We start from the raw sequence: 21,206 nt of genomic DNA on the forward strand, positions 1-21,206 counted from the left end.
TTCAGTCCTTCGAAGATGACTTCTTGGTGGATGATGTTTTTGACGCCAGGGCCAAGGCGACTTCAGGGTGAACAAACTGACTGACATCTCCTCCATGGAGTGCCACTTCCTTGACCAAGGTAGAGGAAATAAATGAATTTTCTTCCGCCGGAGTCAGAAACACACTCTCAAGCTCTGGGCTTAACCTGCGATTCATGTTGGCCAATTGAAATTCGTATTCGAAGTCGGACACGGCGCGCAGGCCACGCACCAGCACGCTGGCCTTCTGCTCCCGGGCAAAGTCCACCAGCAAGCCGGTGAAACCTACCACTTCAACATTGTCCAGGTGGGCCGTCACGGCATTCACCAGTGCTACCCGCTCTTCCAGGGTGAATCTGGGCTGCTTGGACGGATTGGCGGCTATGCCTATGACCACATGCTGGAATAACTTGGCCGCACGTTCGATCAAATCGGCATGGCCATTGGTGATGGGATCGAAGGTTCCCGGGTAAATCGCTCTGGTATGCACTTGTATCATCCATAGTAAGTCGAACACAAACGGCGGCCGAGGCATGAAACGGTATTCTACCTTCAGAGGCCGGGGTTGTGAATAATAACCCTGTTCGGCCCCAAACAGCTTATAAAATCAGTCGATTGTTTTAAAAGCTATTTAAATAGGAATTCAGCATATTCACATTCTGTATCAAGCTAGTCATTGACAGGCAGCAAATCATGCCAACTCTGGGTACTGAAGGGTGCGGTCGCATTGAGGCTCTCGCCGTCGAGCACTCTCTCATAACAGGCCTGATAGCCGCCGGCCATTCGGAAATGATTGAAGTTTTCACGCGCATATTCATGGCAGTGAGCACGATCGTAACGACCGACATTGGCAACGGCGTCGGCCAACTCGCGATAATCAAGTGACAATTTACCCAATTCACTGCTGGTCACTATCTCGGGCAGGGCGCCATAGGGGCTGCCGAACACCGGCGTCCCCAGATAGAGGGACTCGATCAGTGCCAAACCGAAAGGTTCATGCCAGCGCACGGGGAAGATCAGCCCGCGGGACCGGCGGATCAGAGCGTTTTTCTTCTCGCCGCCCACCATGCCGACAAAGTCCAGCTTGGTATCCGGGTAGAAATAAAATTTCCTGCTGAAGTTCAGCCTGTGACCGCCTATCACCTTCATTTTGACATCGGCCAGCCGCGCCACGGCCACGGCACCGACGAGGTTCTTTATCGGCCACTTAGCCTTGCCCAGAAAGTGAAAATAATCTCCTGGATGTGTGAGTTCAGGCTCGCCATAATCGGCCCAGTCCAGACCGTTATGCACAAAACAAGTGGCATTGTGGTTTTCAGCATGGCGCCGGCTCAGGAAGACCGTGTTCTGGCCATATTCACGTTGGCCCTCGGCATTGCCGTGTTCGGTACAGATATAGGGAATGGCCAGATCGCCCTGATAGGGACGGTGAAAATGAACCAAATCCGGCCAGTCACCTATCTGCTGTTCTATGGGCACAGACTTGTCGAATACGGCAGCATTGGCGGGCAGGTTATCGGCGGCGCCCCAGAGGAAACGCACCTGGTGGCCCTGCGCTTCCTGAGCCTTGGCCAAGGCCCAGACGACACGCTCTGTGCCGCCATAATTGAGGGGTGGCAAAGATAACTTACTGAGTAACACATGGAGGATTTTCAATTCAACCCCTTAAATACCGGTGAAAATAGCGTCATAAGTTAACGCTTGCTGTAGCGCGACTCGCGCCGTGAAGCCGCCAATGTCTATGGCTCAGGACTTGTCCCTGGTTTCCCAGTATTCGAACAGTTTGGCTTCCTTGAGGAAGGCATACATGGCCTCGATATAGGCATGTACCAGGCCCCGTTTGCCGGATAAAAACATGCGCTGAAAAAAATAAGCCTTAATCAATGTCAGCGGGAAAATCAGGCTCAGCTTTAGCAGCGACGGCTTCCTGCGCTTCTCAAATTTTTCCAACGCCTTGAGCGACGAATACTGATTCTGCTTACTCATCAGCAACTCGGTCGTCTCATAACCGAAGTGGGTTACCAGCCCCTTGACCTGCGCCTCTTTCTCGCCCTTGGCGAGCACCAGGTTCTCATGTACCCGTCTATCCAGAGGATAAGTCGCCAGGTCTTTCCTGAATACCCGGACTATGGAGCGCTTTCCCGAATGGGGCGACATGGGCTCACCCCAGAAAATGTCTTCAAAATACAACCGCAGCGCCGCCGCCTTGGCCTGGTTGACTTGCTGCTGAATTTCCCGCGCCAGCCCGGCCGGCAATATCTCATCACCGTCGACGTTCAACACCCATGGGTTACGGCACAGACCCATGGCATAGTTTTTCTGGTGTGCAAACCCCAGCCATTGCCGGTGAAAGACTTTGGCGCCCTTGGCCTTGGCGATGGCCACAGTCTCATCCGTACTGCCTGAGTCGACCAGGATGATTTCATCGAATGCCTGCAAGGCATCCAACACGGCGCCTATGTGTCTGGCCTCGTTACGGGTCACCAAAAAGGCACTTATCGGGGTGTTTTGTGCTGCGCTGGCCAAGATCAATTACCTTCGTGACATTTTTGGGTTAACGACAATTCTGTCAGCGCCGCATACTTATGAAAAGCGTATTGTCCCAGGATCACCGCCATCAGGAAGCCGCGCCAGCCATCGAGGAAGCCCAGGCTGAGCACGTATTGCTGCAGGAAATCGGTAAAAAAACGCAGCACGGCATAAGATAAACGACTGGTCTTGCCCTTGGCGAATTTCTCTTCCGCCAGCAGGCAGGCATACTTGAGATGCTTTTCCTGAATGTGCTGATAGTTGCGCCAGCTGTGGTGAATCAGTGCCGATTTCAGCCTGCGTTGTTTCTTGTGCGGCATCAGCAAGGTTTCGTGAACCTGCCTGTCCTTGAACTGGGCGCCCGGTTTGAAAAACAATTTTCCCTGGGGTGAGGAATAACGGCCATGCTTCAAAAGCTTACCGAAGAGGTAGGTATGCCAGGGGATATTGATCAGTGTGGCATCGAGATCAGGCTCGGAGAGCACGGCATCTATCTCGGCCTTAAGCTCTTCTGTCATCACCTCATCTGCGTCTATATTCAGTACCCAGTCATTGTCACAGAGCTTGAGCGCACGGTTCCGCTGCGGACCATAGCCAGGCCAGTCGGTAATATGCACCTGGTCTGTGTATTTCCTGGCCAGCTCGGCGGTATTATCCTTGCTGCCAGAATCCAGCACTATCAGCTGATCGGCCCAGCCCGATAAGGGTGCCAGACACTGCTCGATGCGATCTGCCTCGTTACAGGCGATGACAAAACAGGAAAGTTTACGTGTTCTCATTATTCCGAGCGCCTTCTTAATGCACTGTCGAGCAGCTTAGTCTGTCCGACAGCGTCAATGGATTCAATGTTATAGAGCCTGAGTGCCGCTTATTGCTGCGATCTAGGCTGCCGACTCAAGCTAAGGCTTCAAACTTGGTGACGACGGCCGCCACGCTTATCAGTTCCATCAGATGCTCGCCCTTGGCTCGGGTCCCCCAGGGCACCGGGCCCTGATGCTGTGATGCCATGGCCTCATCATAGACGCTGACCACTGAGTCGCGAAACAAATAGGGACCGGTGCGCCCCGGGTTCGAGTGGGCATACAGGCCTATCACCGGGGTGCCTTGGGTCACTGCCATATGAAGCGGGCCTGTATCCGGCGCCAGCACTATCGAGGCGCGCTTGAGCAAGGCCAGCAACTGGGTCAGGGAAGTCCTGCCCACCAGGTTTTCCAGGCTGGCGCCGCAGGCCTGCTCGATGGCACCGGCCAGATCTTTCTCCAGTGCTGTGGGGCCGCCACAGAGCAGCACCCTATAGCCTTTACCCGCCGCATGCTCGGCCACGGCGGCGTAACGCTCGGGCAACCAGTTGCGCTCGGCCTTGCTGGCGGCGGCGCAGATGACCAGCACCTTTTCACCATCGGCAATCAATGCTTGGGCAAATTCGCTATCCGCCGGGGGCACTGGGATATCCCACCTAGGGGTCAGATCTGTCACCCCGAGCTCGCGGGCAAAGCCCATGAAGCCATCGAGCACATGGGGCTGCGCCAGGGGCGCGACCCTGTGGTTGGTGACCAGCCACTGACCCTCCTTGGCTCTGGCCCTGTCGAACCCCATGCGCACCCTGGCCGAAATCGCCAGGGAAGCTATGCTGGCCCTCAGTGCCACCTGCATGTGCAGCAAGACGTCGAAGCGCCTGCCCTTCAGGGCCCGATATAAGTTCAGGTAACTGCGCCAGCCCTGGGACTTGTCGAAGATCACAAATTCGATGCCGGGCAGGTGCTTGAGCAATTGGTACTCGACCTTGCCCAGCACCCAGGTGATCTCTATGCCGGGCTTTTGCCTCTGTATCGCCTGCACCATGGCCACCGCATGGCAGACATCGCCGATGGCGGACAGACGCAACAGACAAAGGGATTCTATGGTATTCAGATTCAAGCTCATGGGCACTAAGGTTATTTGGCGCAAGCCGAGGATCTTAATGTAGAATGACCGCTTGTGCCACGCTTTGACTAACATTTATCCCTATTATGCAGATTAATCACACCCGCAATGGCGTTATCGCACTCTGTCAGGACACCCCGACCACACTGGCACGGGACTGGTTCAGCGTCGATTACTGGCGGGCGAAAAATGCCGTGGTAGGTTCCTCCAAGGGCAGATACACCACCTGGTTCGTACAGGCAGACGCACAGGCAGAGCGTCCGCACTGGGTGCTGCGTCATTACTGGCGCGGCGGTCTGATGGAGAAAATCAGCCGGGACGCCTACTTCTATACCGGCCTGAGCAACACCCGCGCCATGGCCGAACTCGCCTTGCTGGATATTCTCTATCGCGAGGGCTTCTCAGTGCCCAAGCCCATAGCGGCCAACATAGAGCGCCACGGCTTATGCTATCGCGCCGATATCATCATAGAGAGGGTTGCCGGTGCCGAAGATCTGGTCGCCAGATTGTCCAAGACGCAGATGAGCGACTCGGAATGGCAGCGACTCGGCGCCAAGCTGGCCCAGTTTCACCGCCGCGGTGTGTACCATGCGGATCTCAATGCCAAGAATATCCTGATCACAGCCACAGACTTCTACCTCATAGACTTCGACCGCGGCGAGCTGCGCTCCCCCTCGAAAGGCTGGCAACGGGCCAACCTGCAGCGCCTGCTGCGCTCCTTCAATAAAGAAAAATCAAAATGTCCTGCGCTGGCGTTCACCGAGGCGAACTGGCAACTGTTATTGGCCGGCTACAATTCAGCCTTAGCCGATTAACGCTGCAACCAAGGCAAATTGCTTGTCCAGGGCGCCACGATTGTGGCTCACGACTTCCATGGCGGCCCGACTCGCCTGCTTCAGCGCACCGGGTTCGGCAAAATAAGCCTGCAATGCCTGCCCCAGTTCCTCCCCTGAGTCCACCAGCCTGAGGGCGCCGGCTGCATGCAAGAGACAGGTGATCTCGGCGAAGTCCCAATGGTTGGGGCCCATCAACACCGCCAGTCCCATGGCGGCCGGTTCCAGCGGATTATGGCCGCCGTTGGCTATCAGGGTACCGCCGACGAAGGCCTGATCCGCCGCGCCGTACAGGCTAAGCAACTCCCCCATGGTGTCGCCGAGCAACACCTGAGTCCCGGCGGTCATCTGCTGCCGACTGCGGCGGGTCAGTTCCAGGCCCATTTGCCGTATCTTCTCGGCGGCGGCCTCGAATTGCTCCGGATGACGCGGCACCAAGATCAGCAGGGCTTCCGGCCAGACTGACAACAAGTGTTTATGGGCGCTCAATACCGCCTCGAACTCCCCCGGATGAACACTGCCGGCGACCCACACGGGCGCAGTTTGCCGGCCCCAGCTCTGTCGCCAGGCGAGTGCCCGGGCGCGTTGTTCCTCGGGGATCTGAATATCGAATTTAACGCTGCCACAGACATGCAGCTTGCCGGCCGCCACGCCGAGCGCCTCGAAACGCTCCGCCTCGGCCCGGGTCTGCACCGCCAGCAGATCCAGTGTCTGCAACATGGGGCAGTTCAAACCCGGCCAACTTTGATACCTGCGTGCCGACTTGGCGGACAAGCGGCCATTGGCCAACATCAACTTGACCCCGGCCTTAGCGGCATGATGCAACAGATTCGGCCACAGCTCGGTTTCCATTATGATGCAATGCTTTGGCTGCAACTGCGTCAGGAATCGCCTGACACTCATGGGGAAATCCAGCGGCAGATAGCAATGCTGCACTGCATCGCCAAAGGCCTTGAGCACCTCCGCCGAGCCCGTCGGACTTGTGGTGGTGACTGTGATATGCAGCCCGGGATAAGCTGCCTGAATGCGGCGGATCAGGGGGATCGCCGCCAGGGTTTCCCCCATGGACACAGAATGCACCAGCAAGTCTGTCTTCTCGAGCCTATGGCAGCCGAAACGCTCCCCCCAGCGGCCACGATAGTCGGCACTCTTGAGGGCACGAAACGCCAGGTACAGGACAATCAGGGGCGACAGAAGATAGAGAAGCGCCGAATAAAGGATACGATGCATGGGATGGGCTGCTTAATTGGGTTTTGCCTGATGAATGGCCACAATGCTAACATAACCGCCAAATTAGGGATAATGTGCCGGCAACGACGGTAAATCCCCCGTCCCGCCGACACCTCAGTGGAAACAAGATGAAAACCCGTGACAAGATAATCCATGCCAGCCTGGAGCTCTTCAACGAGCACGGCGAGCGCAGCATCACCACAAATCACATAGCCGCTCATTTAGGCATAAGTCCGGGTAACCTCTATTATCACTTCCGTAATAAAGAAGACATAATCCGCTCCATTTTCAGCTTGTATGAGAGTCACTTGGAGTCTGGGTTCCAGCCCTATGAAGACGGGCCAGTGGATGTCGAATTGCTGATAGGCTATTTCGACGCCATGTTCTATACCCTATGGCAATTCCGCTTCATGTACGCCAATCTGGCCGACATTCTCGCCAGGGATGAAGTGCTCAAACAGAGATACCTCAAGGCGCAGCAACAAGTGTTGAGCCGTTCCAGCCATGTGCTGCATAAGCTGAAACAGGATGGCTTCCTGAATGTGGACGAGGACAAGATCACCCCTCTGGCCGATACCATAAAGATGCTGGTCAGCTTCTGGATAGGCTATCAGCTGACCCAGTCCAGCACGTCCAGCATCACCAAGGCCACCTTGTATGAAGGCGTGTTGAGGGTGCTGATGATCTTCAAGGCCTATGCGACCCCGACCTCGGTCGATACTTTCAGCCGCCTGGAACAACATTATCTCGCCCTCGCCGACCAATGAGCCCAGTGCGGATGCCACCCGGCATCCGGGCTTACAAAACCGTCAATAGCTTCTACAATCAGACTAGCCATGAGACGCAGCAACGGCGCTTTTCCCAGGTATTTGAGTGAGTGCGCCGCGTCGAATCGGGTTCGGCATAGATTAGTTTTTTAGATGCGAAAATCCCATTAGCCCTAGCCTGAATTATCCGGCCTGCGCCCTTGAAAAAAAGGCTGTAGGGCGATTGGGTTTAAGGTTAGAATGCCGCCACTCCCAAAACCAGAATAAAGTTTAACTAAGGAGATTCACGTTGGCCTCAACCTCATTCTACGACCAAATCAATCAACAGCTTGCCGAAGTCAAAGCGGAAGGCTTATACAAGAGCGAGCGAGTGATAGTTTCTCCTCAGCAGACTGCAATCCGGGTAAATGACAAGGAAGTAATCAACTTCTGCGCCAATAACTACCTGGGGTTGGCAAACCACCCTGAGCTGATCAAAGCGGCCCAGCAGGGCCTGGCGGATCATGGTTTCGGTATGGCATCGGTACGCTTCATCTGCGGCACCCAGGACATACACAAACAACTCGAGGCCAGCCTGAGCGAATTCCTCGGCATGGAAGACACCATACTCTATTCTTCTTGCTTCGATGCCAATGCCGGCTTATTCGAGACCCTGCTCGACGGCGAAGACGCCATCATCTCGGACGCCTTGAACCATGCCTCCATCATAGATGGTGTACGCCTCTGTAAAGCCAAGCGTTTCCGCTACGCCAACAACGACTTGGCCGATCTCGAAACTCAGCTGATCGCCGCCAAGGCCGCCAACGCACGCAACATACTGATCGCCACCGACGGGGTATTCTCCATGGATGGGGTGATCGCCAACCTCAAGGGCATCTGCGATCTCGCGGACAAATACGGCGCCCTGGTGATGGTCGACGATTCCCACGCAGTCGGCTTCATAGGCCAGAATGGCCGCGGCACCCATGAGTATTGCGACGTCATGGGCAGAGTCGACATCATCACAGGCACCCTGGGCAAGGCACTGGGTGGCGCCTCGGGTGGTTTCACCGCGGCGAAGAAAGAAGTGGTCGACTGGTTGCGCCAGCGCTCACGCCCTTACCTGTTTTCCAACTCCCTGGCCCCTTCCATAGTCACGGCCTCTATCCATGTGCTGGAGATGCTGAAATCCGGCCAGGCGCTGCGGGAAGCGGTATGGGAAAACAGTCGTTATTTCCGCGAGCAGATGTCGGCGGCCGGTTTCACCCTGGGCGGCGCGGATCACGCCATCATCCCTGTGATGATAGGCGATGCCAAGCTGGCCGGTGATTTCGCCAATCGCCTGCTGGAAGAGAATATCTATGTGATAGGTTTCTCCTTCCCTGTGGTCCCCAAGGGCCAGGCACGCATCCGTACCCAAATGTCGGCGGCACACAGCCGTGACCAGTTAGATAAAGCAATCTCTGCCTTTACCCGCATAGGCAAAGACATGGGCATTATTTAGGACACACAAGATGAAAGCTCTCAGTAAGTTAAAAGCCGAAGAAGGCATTTGGATGGTCGATGCGCCCAAGCCGGAAATGGGTCACAACGATCTGCTGATCAAGATTAAGAAGACCGCCATCTGCGGCACCGACGTGCATATCTACAACTGGGATCAGTGGTCACAGAACACTATCCCAGTCCCCATGGTCGTGGGTCATGAATATGTCGGCGAAGTGGTCGGCATAGGCCAGGAAGTGCGTGGTTTCACCATAGGCGACCGCGTATCGGGTGAGGGCCACATCACCTGTGGCCATTGCCGCAACTGCCGTGGAGGCCGCACCCATCTATGCCGCAACACCTCGGGTGTCGGCGTAAACCGCGATGGCGCCTTCGCCGAATACTTGGTGATCCCGGCGTTCAACGCCTTCAAGATCCCGGATGATATCAGCGACGAGCTGGCCTCCATCTTCGACCCCTTCGGTAATGCAGTGCATACCGCCCTGTCGTTCGACTTGGTGGGTGAAGACGTGCTGATCACGGGTGCAGGTCCCATAGGCATAATGGCGGCGGCCGTGTGTCGTCATGTCGGTGCCCGTCACGTGGTGATCACGGATGTGAACGAATACCGCCTGGAGCTGGCCCGCAAGATGGGGGCTACCCGAGCCGTCAATGTGGCCAAGGAGAACCTCAAGGAGGTGATGCAGGAACTCGGCATGACCGAAGGCTTCGACGTTGGCCTGGAAATGTCCGGCGTACCGGCCGCCTTCCACTCTATGCTGGATACCATGACCCACGGCGGCAAGATCGCCATGCTGGGGATCCCTGGCGGCGAGATGGCGATCGACTGGAGCAAGGTGATCTTCAAGGGACTGGTCATCAAGGGGATTTATGGCCGCGAGATGTTTGAGACCTGGTACAAGATGGCGAGCCTCATCCAATCGGGTCTGGACCTCTCCCCCATAATCACACATCACTTCAGTGTCGACGACTTCCAGCAAGGCTTCGATGCCATGCGCTCGGGACAATCGGGCAAGGTCATACTCAGCTGGGACTAAGCCAGCTTCTGTTACCCTAAAGCAAATCCTCAAGGGGCTGTACACTCACAGCCCCTTGTTGCACACTAACCCTATCGAATTTGTCATAGGTTTTATTATGTCCGCCTTCACACACCTGAGCATCAATCAGCTCATCCAGATGCATGAGTCCCAGCCTGAGCTGCAAATAGTCGATATCCGCGATCCCGCCAGCTTCGAGGCCGGTCATATTCAGGGGGCGACGCACCTGAACAATGAAAATCTGGCGCATTTCATCGCCGATGCGGATATGGATAAGCCCCTGGTGGTGGTCTGCTATCACGGCATGAGCAGCCAGAATGCCGCCCAATATCTGCATGAACAAGGCTTCGATCAGGTTTACAGCCTGGATGGCGGCTACAGCGCCTGGCATGAGGCCCATGCATGACAGAAATAGGCCGACTCCCCAACAGCAGAGCCGCTCAGGCATTTGTCGATTACCTCAAGGGGTTGGATATCGACTGTCGAGTGGTGCCGTTGGAACGGGGTTTCGCCTTGATGGTCACCCAGGATAGCCAGCTGCAGCAAGCGCAACAAGAATTTGCCCACTTCATGGCCCACCCTTACGACAACAAATACCTGCAGGCCTCGTGGGACAATGGCGATACCCATACCAAGCTGGATTACGGTGCCCCGACCCTGCAGCTCGTCAGCCAATTCATCACGGGCTCGGGTCCTGTCACCCTGGTCATCTTCTGCGCCTGCGTGCTGATCTTTGCCGCCATGAATCTGGGCCTGGCCGAAGAGGTATTCAATGCCCTGTCTTTCTTCGGCGCCGTGCCCGAGGCCGATTTTGGCCAGTTCTGGCGCCTGTTCACCCCTAGCCTGCTGCATTTCTCCGCCATGCATATCATCTTCAACTTGCTCTGGTGGTGGTACCTTGGGGGCAAGATAGAGACCCGGCTCGGCAGCAAACCTTTACTCATACTCTTGCTGGTGGCCGGCACCCTGCCCAACCTGGCACAATTCTATGTCGGCGGCCCCTATTTCGGCGGCTTATCCGGCGTCGTCTACGCTCTGGTGGGTTATACCTGGATCTTGGGTCAGAGGAGGCCAGATGCCGGCATAGGGTTGCCACCCGCCTACATGGGCTTCATGCTGTTGTGGCTGGCACTGGGCTTTACCGACATATTCGGCCTGGCAATCGCCAATGGCGCCCATATCGCCGGCTTGCTGATCGGCCTGGCTCAAGGCCTGCTGGACAGCAGCAGACGCCCGGCTTGAGCCGTCTGCTGCCCGGCTGATACCCGGCTATGCCATGGCCAACACCTTGGCTACCAGCTTTTCTATCCCTGAATGCGCCTCGGCGATGGAACCCGCCAACATATATGCCGGCGTACTCACCACCTTATTGACTTCATCGACCACTATCTCATGCACGTTGGCATTCTGGTGCTCGCCGCCCATCAGGGTAAAGGCCTCGGCCGTGTCCCTATCCGTGCCTATGGTGCCCTTGGCCCCATGACCGTACAGCAAGGGGATCATCACGGGCGAGATACAGATGAAACCTACGGGTTTCTTGCTCAACACGAACTCGCTGATGAAGGCGGCAACATCCGGGTTGATGCTGCATTCACTGCCATTGGTGGCGAAGTTGCATAGGTTCTTCGCCGCACCGAAGCCACCCGGGAGGATCAAGGCATCGAATTGAGTCACATCCAGGCTATTACAATCCTTAATCTCACCCCTGGCTATGCGTGCGGATTCCACCAGCACATTTCTCACGGCGCCTGACTCCACCTGTCCCGTAAGGTGATTAACCACATGCAGCTGCTCCATGTCGGGAGCAAAACACTGGTAATCCGCACCCGCCTTGGACAGAGACAGCAGGGTCAATACTGACTCATGGATCTCTGAGCCGTCGAATACGCCACATCCACTGAGAAGAACTGCGATGTTTGTCATTAAAAATTCCCTCTTATGCCATTAAGGTTTAACAAATGGGTTACAAATGTGTTGATCTGATTAAAATTCATGCTAAGTTAGTCCCTCGAATCTAGCAAGTGCTGCAAAATAAGCCAGGATTTATCCTCTTTAGTACCAAGGAAGAAAAAAATCCACATACAAGGAAGATATTTATAAATCAATGACTCATCACACAAAATAAAAAAAACAATTATAAATCAACGTTATAAATTTGGTTTTACCTGTCGTAAATAAAACCCTCATTCTTTGTTGACTTTTTCACTCACAGACTTATCCACAGGCTGGGAGCTATTTTGCCGTGGCCGAAACCCAACGTCTGTGGCATGCTAGCCCACCTCAGACCAATGCAAAACGAATACTGACTTATGCCGACAATTGCCAATAACCCACTCGTGCTGGTGGACGGTTCTTCTTATCTCTACCGTGCCTATTATGCGCCACCTCACCTGACAAATTCGAAGGGCGAAGCCACTGGGGCAGTCTATGGCGTGGTCAACATGCTCCGCAGCCTGCTCAACCGTTATCACCCTAGTCATATCGCAGTGGTATTCGATGCCAAGGGCAAGACCTTTCGCAACGACATGTACAGTGAATATAAGGCACATCGCCCCGCCATGCCCGACGATCTGCGTTCGCAAATCGAGCCATTGCATCGCATCATCAAGGCGCTGGGATTACCCCTGGTATGCGTTCCCGGCGTCGAAGCCGACGATGTCATAGGCACCCTGGCCCGCAGTGCCAGCGCCGAGGGACGGGCGACCCTGATCAGCACGGGCGACAAGGACATGGCGCAGCTCGTCGATACCAATGTCACACTGATCAATACCATGACAGATACCATAATGGGGCCCGAGGAAGTACAAACCAAGTTCGGTGTCGGACCGGATCTCATCATAGATCTGTTGGCGCTGATGGGGGATAAGGCAGACAATATCCCGGGGCTTCCCGGTGTGGGCGAGAAAACCGCACTGGCCATGCTCAATGGTGCAGGCAGTGTCAGTAAGTTGTTGGCCGAGCCGGACAAGGTGGCCGAGATGGGTTTCAGGGGCGCCAAGACAATGCCCACAAAAATCAAAGACAACGCCGAGATGCTCAAGTTGTCCTATGAGCTTGCGACCATAAAGACGGATGTCGAACTCGAACTGGATTGGCATGAGTTAACAGTGCAGCCGGCGGACAGGGATGAGCTGATCAAGTCCTATGGTGAGATGGAGTTCAAGCGTTGGTTAGCCGAAGTGCTGGACAACAAGGCGGACACCAAGACCCAGGCAGCAGACGCTGCCACGGCGGAAAGCCCAACCCCTACTGTCGCCATAGACACTCAGTACGACACCCTGCTGACGGAAGAAGAGCTGGATGCCTGGTTGGCCAAATTGCAGCAGGCCGAGCTGGTCGCCGTCGACACAGAAACCACCAGCCTGAATTACATGGAGGCCGAACTGGTCGGCTTGTCTTTTGCCATCGAAGCAGGCAAAGCCGCCTATCTGCCTTTGGGTCATGATTATCCCGATGCTCCGGCACAACTGGACAGGAGCCTGGCGCTGGAAAAATTACGCCCCTTCCTGGAAAATCCCGGGATGAAGAAAGTCGGCCAAAACATCAAGTACGACATGAGCATACTGGCCAACGCCGGGATAGCACTGCAAGGCGTAGCGTTCGATACCATGTTGGAATCTTATGTGTTCAATTCGGTCGCCTCGCGCCACGATATGGATGGCCTGGCACTCAAGTACCTGGGTCATAAGAACATCGGCTTCGAAGACATTGCCGGCAAGGGGGCCAAACAACTGACCTTCAACCAGATCCCACTGGAGACGGCGGCGCCTTATGCGGCCGAAGATGCGGACATCACCCTGAGGCTGCATCAGCACCTATGGCCGCGGCTGGCAAAAGAGCCGGAACTGGCCTACGTTTTCAGCGAACTCGAGCTGCCACTGGTCAGCATACTGTCCGACATAGAAAGACGCGGCGTATTGATCGACAGCATGTTGCTCGGACAACAGAGCGGCGAGTTGGCGCGCAAGATAGATGAGCTGGAACAAAAAGCCTACGAGATAGCCGGCGAGAGCTTCAACTTAGGCTCACCCAAACAGTTGCAGGCACTGTTTTTCGACAAGCTGGGTTATCCCGTGCTCAAGAAGACCCCTAAGGGGGCACCCTCGACGGCGGAAGAGGTGCTGGTCGAGCTGGCGCTGGACTATCCCTTGCCCAAGATCATTCTCGAGCACCGCAGCCTGTCGAAGCTCAAGAGTACTTATACAGATAAACTGCCACTGATGGTCAATGCCAAGACGGGCCGGGTGCATACCAGCTACCACCAGGCCAATGCCGCCACCGGCCGTTTATCCTCCAGCGATCCCAACCTGCAGAACATTCCCATCCGCACCGAGGAAGGCCGCCGCATACGTCAGGCCTTCATAGCCCCGGCAGGCAAAGTCATACTCGCCGCGGATTACTCGCAGATTGAGCTGCGCATCATGGCACATCTGTCACAGGATGCCGGGCTGCTCAGCGCCTTCGCCGCGGGCAAAGACATCCACAGGGCCACGGCCGCGGAAGTCTTCGGGGTAGATTTCGATTCGGTCACCACAGAACAGCGCCGTCGCGCCAAGGCGGTCAACTTCGGCCTCATCTATGGCATGTCGGCGTTTGGCCTGGCACGCCAGCTCGATATTCCCCGCAACGAAGCCCAGAGCTATATAGATACTTACTTCGCCCGTTATCCTGGGGTGCTCAAGTATATGGAAGAAACCCGGGCGAGCGCCGCCGAATTGGGCTATGTGTCGACCCTGTTCGGTCGCCGGCTCTACCTCCCCGAGATCCGGGATCGCAATGCCATGCGCCGTCAGGCCGCCGAACGCGCGGCGATCAACGCCCCCATGCAAGGCACGGCCGCCGATATCATCAAGAAAGCCATGATCTTGATTGCCGATTGGATATCTCAGGATACCCAGGGCGAGATCGCCATGATAATGCAGGTACACGATGAACTTGTGTTCGAGGTCGATGCGGACAAGGCCGATGAGATTAAACTCAAAGTGTGCGAACTGATGGCAAGAGCCACCAACTTGGACGTGGAGTTGCTGGCCGAGGCAGGTACGGGCAACAATTGGGACGAGGCACACTAGTTCCCAACCGCACCGGCCAGGACAGTACAAAAACTCGCCAAACAGCCCTCGAGAGATCAGTTTTGAGGGCTAAGGTACTTAAAAGCGCCATTTCCCATGCAGAATAGGCCCTTAGCTGAAAGTTTTAGATCAAAAGCAGGCGATTTTTGCCGCATCTTTTGAGAGGAAATTCACACTATTGTCGTTTTTTATGAAAAACAGTTTTTCATATTGTGATAAATGGGGTATTATTCTCGGCGTAGGGTACAGAGGTTAAGATGTTCTATCTTTCAAACCTTTATTTCACTTGATAGTGAGTAAGCCAAATTCTGGCGCCCCAGCAAGTATTTGCTGGGGCTTTTTTTATGCCCAAAATAATTTTTAGAGTAATTACTTTAATTGTGCCGGAACTTTAGGTATGCTGTCTGTATTGAGGGTCGTTAGAGCGATTTAGTGACACTTGAGTCTTGTTGAATTTAGCTTCTCCCCAAAAGAGCTAATTATTTTTTGCCGGTGACTCTGTCGTCGGCTTTTTTTTGTCTTAATTCAACTGGATGAGGCGAGAAAGGAGCGAGAGAGGCCATGCTAATATAGCAGGCAAAGAAGGACGCCCGAACGGGCCGCCCTCGTTGCCGCTAAAGATCACTCTTCCAGGCTGGCCTGCTCTTCTTCTGTCAGCCACTGGGGATGGCACCACTCATTGAGTATGTTCAACACCTTAGGCTTGCCCGTTCCCTTGAGCGATGAGAAAGGCTCCACCTGTACCCAGTCACCGAAATCAACCAAGGCCTTACGCACTTCATTTACCGTCTTCATCTTGGCGCTCTGGGCCAACTTGTCTGACTTGGTTAACAGGGCCAACACAGGGATCTCGCTGGCGACGGCCCATTCGATCATCTGCATGTCCAAGTCTTTCAGCGGGTGGCGTATATCCATCAAGACCACCACGCCACTCAAACAGGCGCGCTTCTGCAAATATTCACCCAAGGCTTGCTGCCACTTATGCTTCATCGCCAGCGGCACCTGGGCAAAGCCATAGCCGGGTAAGTCCACCAGCCTGCGTTGCTCATCCAGTTCGAAGACGTTGATCAACTGGGTTCGCCCCGGGGTTTTACTGGTACGCGCCAAGCTCTTCTGTTCAGTCAAGGCATTGAGCGCACTAGACTTTCCTGCATTTGAACGTCCTGCGAACGCAATTTCAATTCCCAGATCACCAGGGAGATATTGGTCCAGATGTGCAATGTCCGGTGCACTGATTAAAAACTTCGCCCTGCGAAAGTCGATCCGAGATTCAGTCACTGTTAACTCCAATTTTTTTGCTACGCAATACCATAATTATTGAACAATGGCTTACTTTTCCACGTTTTCGTGTAAAATATTCACCGATCACATTGAATCTATTTTACCACGCTTGCGGGTCAGCCTAGTAAGCTCAGGACAATAATCTTAACAAGAAGTTGGAACGCCATGAAAAAGTTAGCTCTTGCGTTGTCTGTCGTCATCGCCACCTTATCTTCATCAGCTATGGCTGAAGGTAATGCTGAAGCGGGAAAAACCAAGGCGATCATGTGCTCTGCCTGTCACGGTATGGACGGCAACAGTATGATCGACATGTACCCGAAACTCGCTGGTCAACATGCCACTTACTTACAGAAACAGCTGCAAGATTTTCGTGCTGCAGCCCAAACTGGCGGTAAAGAAGGGCGTATGGACCCTATCATGGGTGGGATGACGGTCGGACTGAAAGACCAAGATATTGAAGATATTGCCGCCTTCTTCTCCAGCCAGACTAAGCAGGTTGCCGACGTTAAGGATGTGCCCGTCCTGGGCGAACAGCTTTACAAGGGGGGTGATGTCAGTCGCGGTATCACAGCCTGTATGGCTTGTCATGGTCCAGAAGGCAAAGGTGCCGGACTGGCCGGCTTCCCTTCGATTGACGGTCAACATGCCAATTACATCAAGATCCAGCTGACCAAGTTCCGCAATGCCGACCGTCATAACGATTTAAACGGTATGATGCAGGATATCGCCAAGAAGTTGAATGATGCGGATATCGAGGCATTATCCAAATATATATCAAGCATTAAGTAATAGTTTGCTTGCTTAAAAAGGGTGGGGATCCACCCTTTTTTACCCCAAAAAAGCTTACGTTTACGTCAACTTACCACATTCTTGCTTGACATAGATCACAGATTTAGGTCTAATAGCGCCGTACCGGGATAAACCCATCTGTATGTATAAAAATAAGCATTCCAACATGCAGTTTTCGGTATGTTTACATTTAAGATATAAGAATAAAGTCAAACAATAACAATAATATACTTAAGACCACTCACCAATAATAACAATGAGTCGTGATTTCAATTTGAAATCCAGGTCAGAACAACTTGTAAGGATTAGGCCGATAACGCCAACTGCTGATTAGCACTGCCTTACATTTCAGGGAAACTCGCTCCATCAGGATGCAATTTGAATGATTCAAATTGTGGCATAGGAAGCTAACGCTTTGGATGCACTGGCCGGACGCTGGTTATCACTGGAGATACTTAGCTCTGACATGGATTGTTCACTAAAGGTCACAGATGACGCCGATATATGATGAGTCGCAAGACCATCTACGGAAGCTGTTGTCAGGATGGCGACGGAATACTAATAAAGTGTCGGGACGACCACGAACTAAAGCGGCGCACGGAAAGCAGCAAAAAAAAGATGGATAATGACCGGGAAAGTCGCATAGCAAGTACGGATACTTGAACTCAGAATAAGGTGCATTAAGCACTGTTTATGAGGCGGCAGTCATACTGCCGCCTTTTTTCTACCCGCTATTCTAAGATAACGCCTGTAAGATCAACACGCTTCCTTATGCTCAGCCGCTTGTGCTGGTATACTCAACTATCCCATAGCAGCTCCGAACCATTCAATGCGTCGATGCCCCCTCTGTCACAGCCAAGATGCCGCTTTCTTCCACCAAGACAAGAAACGTGCCTTCTATGCCTGTGAACATTGCGGATTGATCTTTGCCGATGCAGCTTCCCACTTGCCACCTGCGGCCGAAAAGCACAGATATGGACGCGCCAGGGCAAGCGCCAAGCAGCGGCAACTGGCACAGTTTATCTTACCTTTGCTATCACAACTGGCGCAGCAACAGGCGGGACGGCTCAGGGGTCTGAACTTTGGCAGGGTATTGGATGATGCCAGCCTGAGTAACCTGGAGGCCGCCGGACATACGCTCAAGCAGTACGATCCCTTCTTCGCACCGGATCATGAGGCGCTGCGCCAGCGCTATGACTTCGTCTGCAGCTACCGGGTCTTCGAGCATTTCCAAGATCCCCTCAAGGAATGGTCACTGATCTCACGCCTGCTCAATCCCGGCGGCTGGCTGGCCATAGGTACCCCCTTGCTGACGGACTTAGCCGGCTTCGCCAAGTGGCATTACAAGAACAATCTGACCCATGTCAGCTTCTACCAGAGACGCACCTTCGAATTTCTGGCACAGAAAGGCGATTTTGCGCTATTATTTGCCGCAAAAGACCTCATTTTGATGCAAAAAACATCTGAGTCTGGTATAAATCGCGACCCTATTTAGTACCAGAGAGAGTGACTCACACTCAAGCTTTCTGGCCACACCTTGTAAACCAATTGAGAAAACCATGTCTCGTAGCAAGAAAACGCGCAAGGGCGGCGAGAACAGCCCTAAGTTGCAGCCCAGAACAAAGAAGCAAGACCGTACCAGCGTAACGACCAAGCGCAAGGAGTCAGGCAACAAGTCCGGCAGTCGTCATAACGAGAGTCTGATCCAACAACAGGCTCCCCAGAGCGACCTTGCCAAGAAAAAGGATCCCCGTCATGGCAGCAAGAAAGCCGTGGTCCTGGAATTGCCGGTCAGCAAGGTCGAAGCAGCCAAACCCAAGGCGAAACAGCCTAAGCTGAGCGACGAGCAGAGACTGCTCCAACTCGAAGACGATCCAAGACTGAACAGCTTGCTGGATATGCTCGAAGAAGGCCGGGATCTCAAGGATAGCGACCAAAAGTGGCTGGATCAGCAACTCAACAAGATCGAGGCCCTGATGCATAAGCTGGGGATCACCGATGGGGATGAACCCCAAGCCAAGCCCAAGAGCCTCTCGGATGACGACTTGCTGGAAAAATTTGAATCCGGCGCCGATTTGCTCAAGGCTTACCAAGACAAAGACTAGTTCAGCGTTTGGAGCCGATGCCGGCCATGACAGCGGCATCGGAACCCTGCGTATATACGTCATCCCAGAAGGAGTCTCCTGTGTCCACGGCACTCATCATACTCGGCCTCATAGTCATAGTCGCACTGAGTGGTTACGCCACCTCACTCTTGCTCAGACTCAGACGACAGAGCCACAGCCAGCGGGAGGCGGCCCTCCTCCGCAAGGCCGAAGCCGATGCCAAACGGGCCGGAGTACTGGACGACATCCGCTACATAGCCACCGCCATGGTGGAAGAGCGCTGTGAGATCTCAGAGGGTGTGGTGCGCATCGTCAAACTGTTCGAGGCCATCTCCTTGAGCGAAAGGGTCAGCCCGGATTATCCGACCTTATTCATGCACTTCGACCGCATCAAGGCGCACCCTATAATGGAAGCCCGTCAGGCGCTGCCTAAGCAGGAAAGGATGAAGCTGGATCTGGCCAGAATGAAGTCCGAGGCCGAGCTCGAGGAAGGCATTCTCCATGATGCCCGCAAGCTGATGGATTACCGCCCCAAGGCCATGCACTAGTCCGTCTCGCTCGCCGCTCCCCATCAGCTGCGCCTCCCGGATCGCATTGCGGCCCACTCGGCACCCAAGGTGCGTTTTGCACCCTTTTGCCTGTCTAGATCAAAGTAATTAGTGGCTGCAAGCCCCATACTGACGTCGTTATCACTAGACTCGGGAGAAACGCCTTGCAGCAGCCAACACAAGATCATTGGGATAGTGCCATGATAGAGAAGTATAATTACAGCGGCCCCCGCTATACTTCCTACCCGACGGCGTTGGAATTCGACACGGGTTTCACCGAGCCCGACTTGCTGGCGGCGATCGAAAACAGTGAGACCAACAGACTCTCGCTCTATCTCCATATCCCCTTCTGTGCCAAGCTCTGCTACTACTGTGGTTGCAATAAGATCATCACCCGCCATGCCCATAAGGCGGAACAGTATCTAGCCTACCTGGCGACGGAAATCATCGCGCGCGCGCCCCTGTTCAAAGATTATACCGTGACCCAGATGCATTGGGGCGGCGGCACCCCGACCTTCTTGCAGCCGGAACAGATACTGCAACTGACCACTCTGCTTAAGACCCATTTCAACTTCGCCGAGCAGGGGGAGTTTTCCATCGAAGTGGATCCGAGGGAAATAGCACTCGAGATGCTCGACACCCTCAAGCAGGCCGGCTTTAACCGTATCTCGGTCGGCGTGCAGGATTTCAATAAGGAAGTACAAAAGGCGGTCAACCGCGAGCAGGACGAGCAGTTTATCTTCGATCTGATCGCCAGGGCCAAGGCGTTGGGATTCGTGTCGACCAATGTGGATCTCATCTATGGCCTGCCACTGCAGACCCCGGAGAGCTTCGCCAAGACCATAGCCCGTACCATAGAGCTGTCGCCGGACCGACTGTCGGTATTCAACTATGCGCATCTGCCGTCGCGTTTCGCCGCCCAGCGCAAGATCAAGGAGGATGACTTGCCCTCCGCCAGGGCCAAGCTCGCCATGTTGCAGCAGACGATCGACGCCTTAACCCAGGCCGGCTACCAATATATAGGCATGGATCACTTCGCCAAGCCGGAGGATGAGCTCGCAGTGCTGCAACGCGAAGGCAAGCTGCACCGTAACTTCCAGGGGTACACCACCCAGCCCGAATGTGACCTATTGGGACTCGGAGTCTCCTCCATCAGCCAGATTGGCACTTGTTATGCCCAGAACCAGAAAGACATACAGGCCTATTATCAGTCGATAGATGCCAGCCGCCAGGCATTATGGCAAGGCTGCAGCCTGAGCCGGGATGATGAAATCCGCCGTCAGGTCATCAAGCAGTTGATCTGCCATTTCGAGCTGGACATGGCCAAGGTAGACGACGCCTTAGGGATCGACTTCGAAGACTACTTCGCCGAAGATCTCAAACTGTTGCAGACCTTCCTCGACGATCGACTGGTCAGCATCCAGGACAGGAAGATAAGCATCAATCCCACCGGCCGCCTGTTGATCCGCAACATCTGCATGTGTTTCGATGTTTATTTCCGCCAGAAGGCGCGCCAGCAGCAATTTTCCCGGGTGATTTAATTTCTCGGCAACATAAAAAAACCGGCAATCATGCCGGTTTTTTTTGCAGAC

Annotated in this window: 20 protein-coding genes; 12 read left to right on the top strand and 8 right to left on the bottom strand. The window is 54.3% G+C overall.

Features of this window, described 5'->3' with window-relative positions:
- Position 1 precedes the first annotated feature (1 nt).
- The 5 genes from coaD to HC757_RS16180 all read right to left on the bottom strand — a co-directional run bounded on the left by coaD (position 2) and on the right by HC757_RS16180 (position 4,470).
- Positions 2-508 (bottom strand): pantetheine-phosphate adenylyltransferase, encoded by a 507-nt coding sequence (coaD, locus tag HC757_RS16160; protein WP_169565423.1) that lies wholly within the window; start codon positions 506-508, stop codon positions 2-4.
- Between the two features lie 179 nt (positions 509-687).
- Positions 688-1,674 (bottom strand): glycosyltransferase family 4 protein, encoded by a 987-nt coding sequence (locus HC757_RS16165; protein WP_169565424.1) that lies wholly within the window; start codon positions 1,672-1,674, stop codon positions 688-690.
- Positions 1,675-1,764: 90 nt separating this feature from the next.
- Entirely contained in the window at positions 1,765-2,544 is a 780-nt protein-coding gene (locus HC757_RS16170) for a glycosyltransferase family 2 protein (protein ID WP_169565425.1), read from the bottom strand.
- A 2-nt stretch (positions 2,545-2,546) separates the two neighbouring features.
- A complete protein-coding gene (locus HC757_RS16175; protein ID WP_169565426.1) occupies positions 2,547-3,326 on the bottom strand; it encodes a glycosyltransferase family 2 protein in 780 nt (259 codons plus the stop codon).
- A gap of 115 nt (positions 3,327-3,441) precedes the next feature.
- The gene (locus tag HC757_RS16180) at positions 3,442-4,470 is read right to left on the bottom strand and encodes a glycosyltransferase family 9 protein (RefSeq protein ID WP_169565427.1); all 1,029 of its coding nucleotides are present in this window, start codon (positions 4,468-4,470) and stop codon (positions 3,442-3,444) included.
- 86 nt (positions 4,471-4,556) lie between these two features.
- On the opposite strand from HC757_RS16180, the gene HC757_RS16185 reads away from it, so the two are divergent.
- Entirely contained in the window at positions 4,557-5,285 is a 729-nt protein-coding gene (locus HC757_RS16185) for a 3-deoxy-D-manno-octulosonic acid kinase (RefSeq protein WP_169565428.1), read from the top strand.
- Here HC757_RS16185 and waaA read toward each other — a convergent pair.
- Positions 5,274-6,533 (bottom strand): lipid IV(A) 3-deoxy-D-manno-octulosonic acid transferase, encoded by a 1,260-nt coding sequence (waaA, locus tag HC757_RS16190; protein ID WP_169565429.1) that lies wholly within the window; start codon positions 6,531-6,533, stop codon positions 5,274-5,276. The two genes, HC757_RS16185 and waaA, sit on opposite strands and share 12 nt — an antisense overlap.
- 128 nt (positions 6,534-6,661) lie before the next feature.
- Here waaA and HC757_RS16195 point away from each other — a divergent pair, with 128 nt between their 5' ends.
- The 5 genes from HC757_RS16195 (at position 6,662) to glpG (ending at position 11,061) form a co-directional block, all read left to right on the top strand.
- Positions 6,662-7,300 carry a TetR/AcrR family transcriptional regulator gene (locus HC757_RS16195; RefSeq protein ID WP_169565430.1) on the top strand — a complete coding sequence of 213 codons (639 nt, stop codon included), beginning with the start codon at positions 6,662-6,664 and terminating at the stop codon, positions 7,298-7,300.
- A gap of 289 nt (positions 7,301-7,589) precedes the next feature.
- A complete protein-coding gene (locus tag HC757_RS16200; RefSeq protein ID WP_169565431.1) occupies positions 7,590-8,783 on the top strand; it encodes a glycine C-acetyltransferase in 1,194 nt (397 codons plus the stop codon).
- A 10-nt stretch (positions 8,784-8,793) separates the two neighbouring features.
- Entirely contained in the window at positions 8,794-9,819 is a 1,026-nt protein-coding gene (gene tdh, locus HC757_RS16205) for an L-threonine 3-dehydrogenase (RefSeq protein ID WP_169565432.1), read from the top strand.
- A 97-nt stretch (positions 9,820-9,916) separates the two neighbouring features.
- Complete coding sequence (glpE, locus tag HC757_RS16210) at positions 9,917-10,225, top strand: thiosulfate sulfurtransferase GlpE (RefSeq protein ID WP_169565433.1); 309 nt, start codon at positions 9,917-9,919, stop codon at positions 10,223-10,225.
- Positions 10,222-11,061, top strand: a complete 840-nt coding sequence (gene glpG, locus HC757_RS16215) for a rhomboid family intramembrane serine protease GlpG (RefSeq protein ID WP_169565434.1) — start codon at positions 10,222-10,224, stop codon at positions 11,059-11,061. The genes glpE and glpG overlap by 4 nt, the downstream gene beginning before the upstream one ends.
- A gap of 27 nt (positions 11,062-11,088) precedes the next feature.
- Here glpG and elbB read toward each other — a convergent pair whose 3' ends face one another.
- The gene (elbB, locus tag HC757_RS16220; protein ID WP_169565435.1) at positions 11,089-11,742 is read right to left on the bottom strand and encodes an isoprenoid biosynthesis glyoxalase ElbB; all 654 of its coding nucleotides are present in this window, start codon (positions 11,740-11,742) and stop codon (positions 11,089-11,091) included.
- A gap of 386 nt (positions 11,743-12,128) precedes the next feature.
- On the opposite strand from elbB, the gene polA reads away from it, so the two are divergent.
- Entirely contained in the window at positions 12,129-14,891 is a 2,763-nt protein-coding gene (polA, locus tag HC757_RS16225) for a DNA polymerase I (RefSeq protein WP_169565436.1), read from the top strand.
- 621 nt (positions 14,892-15,512) lie between these two features.
- On the opposite strand, the gene yihA is transcribed toward polA, so the two are convergent.
- Positions 15,513-16,169, bottom strand: coding sequence for a ribosome biogenesis GTP-binding protein YihA/YsxC (gene yihA, locus HC757_RS16230; RefSeq protein WP_169565437.1), 657 nt, complete (start codon positions 16,167-16,169; stop codon positions 15,513-15,515).
- A 168-nt stretch (positions 16,170-16,337) separates the two neighbouring features.
- Here yihA and HC757_RS16235 point away from each other — a divergent pair, with 168 nt between their 5' ends.
- The 5 genes from HC757_RS16235 (at position 16,338) to hemN (ending at position 21,155) form a co-directional block, all read left to right on the top strand.
- Entirely contained in the window at positions 16,338-16,961 is a 624-nt protein-coding gene (locus HC757_RS16235) for a c-type cytochrome (protein WP_169565438.1), read from the top strand.
- A gap of 829 nt (positions 16,962-17,790) precedes the next feature.
- Positions 17,791-18,456 carry a class I SAM-dependent methyltransferase gene (locus HC757_RS16240; protein ID WP_169565439.1) on the top strand — a complete coding sequence of 222 codons (666 nt, stop codon included), beginning with the start codon at positions 17,791-17,793 and terminating at the stop codon, positions 18,454-18,456.
- Positions 18,457-18,520: 64 nt separating this feature from the next.
- Positions 18,521-19,066 carry a Der GTPase-activating protein YihI gene (gene yihI, locus HC757_RS16245; RefSeq protein ID WP_169565440.1) on the top strand — a complete coding sequence of 182 codons (546 nt, stop codon included), beginning with the start codon at positions 18,521-18,523 and terminating at the stop codon, positions 19,064-19,066.
- An 80-nt stretch (positions 19,067-19,146) separates the two neighbouring features.
- Positions 19,147-19,614, top strand: coding sequence for a DUF2489 domain-containing protein (locus HC757_RS16250; RefSeq protein WP_169565441.1), 468 nt, complete (start codon positions 19,147-19,149; stop codon positions 19,612-19,614).
- 164 nt (positions 19,615-19,778) lie between these two features.
- Positions 19,779-21,155, top strand: a complete 1,377-nt coding sequence (gene hemN / locus HC757_RS16255; protein ID WP_280520987.1) for an oxygen-independent coproporphyrinogen III oxidase — start codon at positions 19,779-19,781, stop codon at positions 21,153-21,155.
- The last annotated feature ends 51 nt before the right edge of the window (positions 21,156-21,206 follow it).

This window comes from Shewanella salipaludis, assembly GCF_012911865.1.
Classification (GTDB): Bacteria; Pseudomonadota; Gammaproteobacteria; order Enterobacterales; family Shewanellaceae; genus Shewanella; species Shewanella salipaludis.